10 protein-coding genes and 1 tRNA gene are annotated in these 7,812 nt (G+C 71.8%); 5 read left to right on the forward strand and 6 right to left on the reverse strand.

From position 1 onward, the window contains the following. The 5 genes from crtI to VFW79_RS04320 form a co-directional block, all read left to right on the forward strand. Nucleotides 1–1,147 (forward strand): phytoene desaturase family protein (crtI, locus tag VFW79_RS04300; RefSeq protein WP_329676082.1); only part of this gene is annotated, 1,147 nt, incomplete at its 5' end. Continuing rightward, nucleotides 1,144–1,518 (forward strand): lycopene cyclase domain-containing protein, encoded by a 375-nt coding sequence (locus tag VFW79_RS04305; protein WP_329676083.1) that lies wholly within the window; start codon nt 1,144–1,146, stop codon nt 1,516–1,518. The genes crtI and VFW79_RS04305, both read left to right, overlap by 4 nt. Beyond that, nucleotides 1,515–1,853, forward strand: a complete 339-nt coding sequence (locus VFW79_RS04310) for a lycopene cyclase domain-containing protein (RefSeq protein WP_329676084.1) — start codon at nt 1,515–1,517, stop codon at nt 1,851–1,853. The genes VFW79_RS04305 and VFW79_RS04310 overlap by 4 nt, the downstream gene beginning before the upstream one ends. Next, complete coding sequence (locus VFW79_RS04315; RefSeq protein WP_329676085.1) at nt 1,850–2,728, forward strand: prenyltransferase; 879 nt, start codon at nt 1,850–1,852, stop codon at nt 2,726–2,728. Before VFW79_RS04310 ends, VFW79_RS04315 begins: the two co-directional genes overlap by 4 nt. A 117-nt stretch (nt 2,729–2,845) precedes the next feature. Further along, nucleotides 2,846–4,363 carry a mechanosensitive ion channel family protein gene (locus VFW79_RS04320; protein ID WP_329676086.1) on the forward strand — a complete coding sequence of 506 codons (1,518 nt, stop codon included), beginning with the start codon at nt 2,846–2,848 and terminating at the stop codon, nt 4,361–4,363. A 3-nt stretch (nt 4,364–4,366) separates the two neighbouring features. On the opposite strand, the gene VFW79_RS04325 is transcribed toward VFW79_RS04320, so the two are convergent. The 6 genes from VFW79_RS04325 to VFW79_RS04350 all read right to left on the reverse strand — a co-directional run. Next, complete coding sequence (locus tag VFW79_RS04325; RefSeq protein WP_329676087.1) at nt 4,367–4,636, reverse strand: GlsB/YeaQ/YmgE family stress response membrane protein; 270 nt, start codon at nt 4,634–4,636, stop codon at nt 4,367–4,369. Nucleotides 4,637–4,816: 180 nt separating this feature from the next. Next, nucleotides 4,817–4,889, reverse strand: a tRNA-Lys gene (locus tag VFW79_RS04330). A gap of 352 nt (nt 4,890–5,241) precedes the next feature. Next, complete coding sequence (locus VFW79_RS04335) at nt 5,242–6,702, reverse strand: FtsK/SpoIIIE domain-containing protein (RefSeq protein ID WP_329676088.1); 1,461 nt, start codon at nt 6,700–6,702, stop codon at nt 5,242–5,244. A gap of 61 nt (nt 6,703–6,763) precedes the next feature. Then, a complete protein-coding gene (locus tag VFW79_RS04340) occupies nt 6,764–6,961 on the reverse strand; it encodes a hypothetical protein (protein ID WP_329676089.1) in 198 nt (65 codons plus the stop codon). A 316-nt stretch (nt 6,962–7,277) separates the two neighbouring features. Continuing rightward, nucleotides 7,278–7,586 (reverse strand): flavin reductase family protein, encoded by a 309-nt coding sequence (locus VFW79_RS04345; RefSeq protein ID WP_329676090.1) that lies wholly within the window; start codon nt 7,584–7,586, stop codon nt 7,278–7,280. Then, the coding region (locus VFW79_RS04350; RefSeq protein ID WP_329676091.1) for a hypothetical protein at nt 7,513–7,812 on the reverse strand (300 nt) is incomplete at its 5' end. The genes VFW79_RS04350 and VFW79_RS04345, both read right to left, overlap by 74 nt.

Raw genomic sequence — 7,812 nt, forward strand, 5'->3', positions numbered from 1 at the left:
CGTCGCGAACACCGTGAAGCACCCGGTGCTGCGCCAGGTGCTCGGCTACCACGCGGTGTTCCTCGGGTCGTCGCCGTACCGGGTCCCCGCGCTGTACTCGCTCATGAGCCACCTCGACCTGGGCGACGGCGTCCGGTACCCGCGCGGGGGGATGTACACGCTCGTCGAGGCGCTCGAGCGGATCGCGCGCGCGAACGGCGTGGAGATCCGCACGGGTGCCGACGTCGTCGCGATCGAGGTCGAGCGTGCACGCCGGTCGTGGCGCCACCCCCGGCGCACCGGGGTCGCGCGCGGTGTGCGCCTCGCGTCGGGCGAGGTTGTCGAGGCCGACGTCGTCGTGTCGGCTGCCGACCGGCACCACACCGAGACCGTGCTGCTCGGCGCCGAGCACCGGTCGCTTCCGGCGTCGTGGTGGAAGGACCGCGGTCCGGGGATCTCGTCGCTGCTCATCCTGGCGGGCGTGCGCGGCGAGCTGCCCGAGCTGCCCCACCACGCGCTGTTCTTCACGCGGGACTGGGAGGGCAACTTCGAGGACATCCTGGGCCCCGGCGGCCCGAACGCCCCCGGCTCCGACCCCGACGACCTGCGCGTGCCCGACGCCGGGTCGCTCTACGTGTCCCGGACCTCGGCGACCGAGCCCGGCACCGCGCCCCCCGGTCACGAGAACCTGTTCGTCCTCGTCCCGTTCCCCGCCGACGCGCGGCTCGGCGCGGACGAGTCCGGCGCGTACTCACGTGCGGCGCTCGAGGCGCACGCGGACCGCTACCTCGACCAGATCGGCCGCTGGGCGGGCATCCCTGACCTGCGCGGCCGGGTCGTGACCCGGCGGGTCGTCGGTCCGGCGGACTTCGCCCGGGACTTCTCCGCCTGGCGCGGCAGCGCGCTCGGGATGGAGCACACGCTGCGGCAGAGTGCGATGTTCCGGCCCGGCGACGCATCGGCGCGCGTTCCCAACCTCCTGCACGTCGGAGGTGGGACGATCCCCGGTGTGGGCCTGCCGATGTGCGCGATCAGCGCCGAGCTCGTCGTGAAGCGGATGCTCGGCGAGACGTCCGCGCACCCGCTCCCGACCCCCCTGCGCCCGGGGTTCCTCGCCTCGGCGCGCGCGGACGGGGTGTGGGGGCGCGTCGTCGGGCGTCGGTCATGACGGGGTTCGCGTACCTCGGGGCTCTCGCGTTCTCGCTCGGCGGGCTCGCCCTGCTCGACCGCAGGTTCCGCCTCGCGTTCTGGTCCGACTGGCGGCGCGCGGCCGGATGCGTCGGGATCGGCGTCGTCGGGTTCCTCGCGTGGGACCTCGCGGGGCTCGGGCTCGGGATCTTCGCGCGGGGCGACAGCCCGCACATGACGGGTCTGCTGCTGGCCCCCGAGCTGCCGGTCGAGGAGGTCTTCTTCCTCACGCTGCTCTGCTACGTCGCGCTGCTCGCATGGCGGTGGTTCGACGAGACCGCGCGGATGCGGGCCGCGGCCGGCCACGACTCTGCGGGCCGTGACTCGGCAGGGACGGGAACGGCCGGATGACGAACCTCACGCTCAACGTCGCCGTGCTGGTCGTCCTCGTCGCGGTGTCCGTGCCCGTGCTCCGGCGCCTGCGCGCATGGCCGGTCCTCGGCACGAACGCCCACCTGAGCATGCTCACGCTGATCTTCGACACGCTCATGATCGGCGTCGGGCTGTACGTCTTCGACCCGGCCAAGATCGTCGGCGTCTACCTCTGGGGTGCCCCGCTCGAGGACTTCGCGTACGCGATCGCAGCCGGGATCGCGATGCCCGTGCTGTGGACCGTGCTGGGAGGCTGGAGCGCGCGTCGCTCCGCGGCGACCGGCGCGCAGGGCGCCGAGGGTCCGCCCGCGTGAGGCAGGTGCTCGCGGCGTCGCGCCCGTTCTCCTGGATCAACACGGCATTCCCGTTCGCGGCCGCGTACCTCATGGCGACGGGCGGGCGGATCGACGCGGCGCTCGTCGTCGGGACCCTGTTCTTCCTCGGTCCGTACAACCTGCTCATGTACGGCGTGAACGACGTGTTCGACTACGCGTCGGACCTCCGCAACCCGCGCAAGGGCGGGATCGAGGGCGGCCTGGTCGCGCCCGCGGAGGCAGCCGTGGCCCACCGGCGCATCCTCGTGGCCTGCGCGGTCACGACGGTGCCGTTCGTGGTCTGGCTCATGACCGTGGGGTCGGGCGGCGCGTTCGCGGCGAACCTCACGCTGCTCGGCGTCCTGTTCCTCGTGGTGGCGTACTCGGCGCCGGTGCTGCGGTTCAAGGAGCGACCGGTCCTCGACTCCGCGACCTCGGCGATGCACTTCGTCGGGCCCGCGCTCTACGCCCTCGTGCTGGTCGGTGCGGACCTCGCGGCGCGCACCGTGTGGCCCGCCCTGGTCGCGTTCACGGCGTGGGGGATGGGATCGCACGCCTTCGGAGCCGTCCAGGACGTCCGCGCTGACCGGGAGGGTGGGATCGCGTCGGTGGCGACGGTGCTCGGTGCGCACGCGACAGTCGTCGCGTCGGTCATCGCCTACGTGCTCGCCGCGGTCGTCCTCCTCGCGGTGCCGTGGCCGGGGTGGCTCGCCGCGCTGCTGCCGCTGCCGTACGCGGTCAACGCCGCGGCGTTCTGGTCGGTGCGCGACGCGGACTGCGAGCGGGCCAACCGCGGCTGGCGCCGGTTCCTCTGGCTCAACCTCGTCACCGGGTTCTGGGTCACGATGCTGCTCATCGCGGTCGCCCGCACCTGACGGCCGACGCGACGGCCGCCCAGGGACCGGGCGACGAGCGTCCCGACGAACGCGGCGATGATGTGTCTACCCTGAACGGACGTCCGGGGATGAACCCGTCATCGAGTGAGGCGCACCGTGATCTGGATCCTCCCGGCGATCATCGCCGGTGTCGTCGCCGCCTTCATCGTCGCGGCGGTCATCGGCGCGATGACCCGCGCTGTCGGACGCGGTTCCCCCGTCGCGGCGGACCTGGCCCGGCGCGCGCGCCGACCGCTGCGCTCGGTGCTCGTCGTGATCGGCGTGTGGCTCGGCCTGCGCCAGGCGACAAAGTCCACGGAGTGGGTCGTCGACGTCGAGCACGTGCTGCTGATCGTGCTCATCGTGACGGCTGCGTGGCTCATCGGGACGCTCGCGTTCGTCGCGGAGGACGCGGCGTTCCTGCGGTTCCGCATCGACGTCCCCGACAACCGGCACGCCCGCCGCATCCGCACGCAGATCGTCGTGCTGCGCCGGCTCACCGTCGTGGTCCTCGTCCTGGGCGCGATCGCCGCCGCGCTGCTCACGTTCCCCGCCGCCCGGGCGTTCGGCGCGGGGCTGATCGCGTCGGCCGGGCTCATCTCGATCATCGCGGGCCTCGCGGCGCAGAGCTCACTCGCGAACGTGTTCGCGGGCCTGCAGCTGGCGTTCACGGACGCGATCCGTGTGGACGACGTCGTCGTCGTCGACAACCAGTGGGGGCGCATCGAGGAGCTCACGCTCACCTACGTCGTCGTGCACGTGTGGGACGACCGGCGGCTCATCCTGCCGTCGACGCACTTCACGACGACACCGTTCGAGAACTGGACCCGGCGCGCGTCCGACCTGCTCGGGACGGTCGAGATCGACCTCGACTGGGCCGTGCCCATCGAGGAGATGCGTGCCGAGCTCGTCCGGCTGCTCTCCGTGACCGACCTGTGGGACCACCGGGTCGGCATCCTGCAGGTCACCGAGGCGACCGGCGGGCTGGTCCGCGTCCGGGCCCTCGCGAGTGCGCCCGACGCCCCCACGCTGTTCGACCTGCGCTGCTACGTGCGCGAGGGGCTCGTGGCGTGGGTGCAGCGGACCGCGCCCGACGCCCTGCCGCGCACCCGCCTGGAGACGGTCGAGACGGCGGCGCCGGTCGCGACAGCCGCTCCGACCGTGACGTCGCGCCGTCCCGACGAGCTCCCGATGACGCCGCCCCTGGGCACGGGGGAGCACGTGACCCGCCGCAGCGCCCGGGCGGCGGTCCAGCCCGACGCGCCCCGACCGGGCGACACCCAGCGCCTCGAGCTCGGCGCGCAGGACTCGCGGCTGTTCACCGGGAGCATCGACGCGATCGAGCGCTCGCGGGCGTTCGGTGGCCCAGGCGCCGAGGCGATCGCCGAGCGTGAGCATGCGGCCCGCGAGTGGGACACGTGGGACGGTGGACCGGGTGGGCCGGTGACGGTCGTCGGTCCGCCGGTGTCGTCACCGACTCCGGTCGAGGCTGCGGCGGCCCGCGCGTCGTCGGGCGCGGTGCCTGACGTCACGTCGTCCGACGCCACGCCGGCTGACCCCGAGACCCCTCAGACAGCAACGTCGGCCGAGGGCGAACCCCCGGCCGACGAGACGCGCGACGTCAGACGCGACTGAACCTCAGCGGCGCCGGCGCCGGCCGCCGGTGAGCGCGCCGTAGATGAGGAACACGATGACCGCGCCCGCGATCGCGAGCAGCCATGTGCGCAGGGAGAAGAAGTCGCTGAGCCCGTACCCGAGCAGCGTGCTGCCGAGCCAGCCACCCAGCAGAGCGCCCACGACGCCGAGCACGAGCGTCAGTAGCCAGCCTTCGCCCTGGCGCCCGGGGAGCAGCGCCTTGGCGATGACCCCCGCGAGGAGGCCGAGCAGGAGGAACGCGAGAATGCCCATGGAGATCAGCTCCGGTATCGATCGATCGTTGGTGTCGGCAGTGAACGTCGCACATCGGGACGGTCCCCGCACCCTGAACGGGTCGACGCCGTCGACGGCGAGGGGATCGCGCAGAACGTCTTCGGCGACCGGCTGGTCGCGGTGCCGGTGCTGTGGAGGGGGCCGCGCAGGTCGGAGGGGTGGGCCCCGTGGGGCTCGAACCCACGACCCGCGGATTAAAAGTCCGCTGCTCTGCCAACTGAGCTAGAGGCCCGGGGCCAGCGGAAATTCGTCGGGAGAACCCTAGGGAGAACGCTAGGGAGAACCCGGCTCGTCCGCAGCCGCCAGGGACAGGTTACGCGGGTGCGGCACCCGGTGGCCTCAGGTGTTCGCGTAGCCCTTGCCGGTCATCCAGGTGAGGGCGTCGAAGACGCGCAGTACGGAGATGTCGGGGCCGCGGCCCGCCCTCGCCGACGTCCGGGATGGAGAGGAGTTCGCGGTAGAGCGGAGCGCCGCAGGAGCGCAGCGGCTCGCTCGGCGCTGGCAGGTTCCAGGAGCGTGAGGAGTCGCGGGCTGAGGATCACGCCACGTCACCGCCGGCATGACCGCGGACCCAGCCCCCGGGATCAACCCGTCGCGGTCCACCGCGGTGGTGAAAGCTGTCCAGAGGCGTGGCGGTTGGCCCGGTCGGCGAGGAGGGTGAGGTCGGAATCTCTCATGTGGGTGAACCTGACGCGGACGGGTTCACGTACTCCCTCGAGGCTGACGAACCCGACACCGGGCAGGTTCTCGGGGATCTGATCACAGCGGGCTCCGCGTTCACGAGCGCCGGGCCCGAAGACGAGGGCGACCTGGGCGGCGTCGGTCATCCGCAGGCCGATGCGGGTGGGGAACAGGTCCCGCAGGGTCGCGACTTCCTTGGGGTCCTGCACCGAACCGATCACGGCGACCCCCACTGCGCGACCTTGGGACAGCAGCAGCGCCAACGCCGTCGCGATGCGCCTCTTGCTGTCCTGGTCGACGAGGTAGGCGGTCAGGTTTGCGAGCTCGTCGATGATGACGACGATCAACGGCTCGTCGCCGGTGGGGGTGTGCAGGCGAGCAACCCCGCGCAGGAGCCTCTGGCGACGACGCATCACCTCCACCTGATCCTCGAGGGCGTCCGCGAACTCGGCTTCGAAAGCGGCCCCGGAGGAGGGGTCGCCGTAGACGAACCGGGAGAAGAGGCGTTGCCCGAGCGCGAGCTCCACTCCACCCTTGGGGTCCAGGGCGATCACCTGCACGAGACCCGAGTCGATGCCGGGAGCCAGCGCGGCCAGAATCGACCAGATCACCGATCCCTTGCCCGAACCAGTAGCGCCGACGATGAGGAGATGGCTCCCCAGCAGCCGCAGCCGATAGGTCGCGCCGTCCTCGCCCAGGGCTACCGGCAACGCCTTCAGGTCGACGGGCCCGTCGACGTCGGACATCTCGAACGGTGCCACCTCCGCGACCAAGGGGTCATGGACCAGCATCGACAGGACGAGGTCGTGCGGACGCCCCGGCACGCTGCGGACCCGGCACCCACCGACGCCGAACGTCTGGGCCAGACCATCGGTCGCCTCGGCCCAGGACTCGACGGTCTGTCCGGGCAGCATCCGCACCTGCAGCAGGTCCGCGTCACCCATGATGCGGACCCGAACCAGTCGGGGCAGGTGATACGCGCCCTCGTGGTGGACCGAGAGTCGACTGGTGAGCATCGCGACCGGCCAGCGGCGGCGATACACCCTCGATCCCCGCCAGAGCCCACGAACCCGCCATGTCACGTCCTGGGCGAAGGAGTCCGGCCACCCGGCCCGCCAGATCCCCAGAGCTGTTCCACCCGCGACCACCAGGACCACCACCACGACCCGGACCGCGGGGACCCGCACCGTCCCCACGACCACGACGAAGAAGCCAGTCAGGATCCAGTGCCGAATCAGGTAGCCCAACCCGGCGGCGACGCGGCCGACCAACCACACCCCGATGAAGGTCGACATCGACACTTTCGGCGCGTTGAGTCGCAGCGGGGAGCCCTTGCCGAGCCGGGCCCCGGCCAACGGACTCATGCCGGCACGGGGGGCGGCAACCGCTGATCGTCGGTCAGCTCCTGCGCCACGGGGGGGTTGGTCATCGCGTCGTTGCCTGCGACCACACCCAACTCCCGAAGGCGGACAGGGCCGAGTTCACCGCGGGGCCCGCCGGCGTCGCGCCCAGCACAAGCCCGAACACCACACAGACCAGCGCCCCACCGAACTGCACCTTGCTGGAGCGGATCAAGAGCACCACCGCCAGGGCCAACAGCACTGCCGTCACAGTGACGCTCATCGCACCACCCCCGCTCGAGCCGCCGACGAGCCGAGGCTCGCCGACCGACTCGTCAACCGAACGCGGGTGTCGAAGTCAAGCGGCTGAACCTTGATCGCCATGCCATCCACCTCTTGGTGTAGGGGCAAATCCAATACCCACGCGACGCTCCTGCGAGGTCGGGGGGTGGGCAGAGCCTACCGATTTGTCTCGATAACCTTGGGACTTGTCCGGGCGCGGGCGGTTCGGCCTGTATCCGTCGAGCCTGACGACGGAGTTGCGAGGGCTGCTTGTCGGCCGGAGCGTCGCGCCGCCTGCCGCGCATCGGTGCAGGTCATCATGGGGTCTGCTGCACGGATAGCTGCAGGTGCCGCTGGAGGTATGTGCACCGTGCCCAGACCCACGCGACCGCGCCGTCGATGACGGGCTCACCGGTGTCGAGCAGGCTCCATCCGCCGGCAGCGAACCTGTCGGTGCCGCGGGTCGCGAAACGCGCCGACACGTCGTCCTGGTCGTCTGCGAGGAAGCTCACGGCGACGGTCCTCGCTCGCGCGCGGCGGCACGCGGCAACGTCAGCCGAGCAGCACGTACTCGTCAGCGGCCGCGTCGTACCCGATAAGACGCCCGTCCGCCTCGCCGATCGCACCGATGCCCAGGGGGTACTGCACCCGGAAGGCCTCGTCGCCGCTGACCGGGTCGTGGGCGACAAGCACCGGGGGCTCGTCCGTGCTGGAGGTGTCGGGTGCTAGGAGGATGTGGCGGCCGTCGGTGAACAACGTCCCGGGGATGAGGGTGTTGTTGCCCTCGCGGCTCCACAGCGGCGCGCCCGTCGCGCCGTCGAGCGCGATGATGCCGCGAGCGGTCGCGGCGTA

It is taken from the genome of Cellulomonas sp., assembly GCF_036279715.1.
GTDB lineage: Bacteria > Actinomycetota > Actinomycetes > Actinomycetales > Cellulomonadaceae > Cellulomonas_A.

What these genes read in the sequence shown, in the direction of transcription:
- VFW79_RS04340 (WP_329676089.1), bottom strand. Translation starts at nt 6,961, where the DNA reads ATGAGCGTCACTGTGACGGCAGTGCTGTTGGCCCTGGCGGTGGTGCTC.
- VFW79_RS04310 (WP_329676084.1), top strand. Translation starts at nt 1,515, where the DNA reads ATGACGAACCTCACGCTCAACGTCGCCGTGCTGGTCGTCCTCGTCGCG.
- VFW79_RS04335 (WP_329676088.1), bottom strand. Translation starts at nt 6,702, where the DNA reads ATGAGTCCGTTGGCCGGGGCCCGGCTCGGCAAGGGCTCCCCGCTGCGA.
- VFW79_RS04325 (WP_329676087.1), bottom strand. Translation starts at nt 4,636, where the DNA reads ATGGGCATTCTCGCGTTCCTCCTGCTCGGCCTCCTCGCGGGGGTCATC.
- VFW79_RS04305 (WP_329676083.1), top strand. Translation starts at nt 1,144, where the DNA reads ATGACGGGGTTCGCGTACCTCGGGGCTCTCGCGTTCTCGCTCGGCGGG.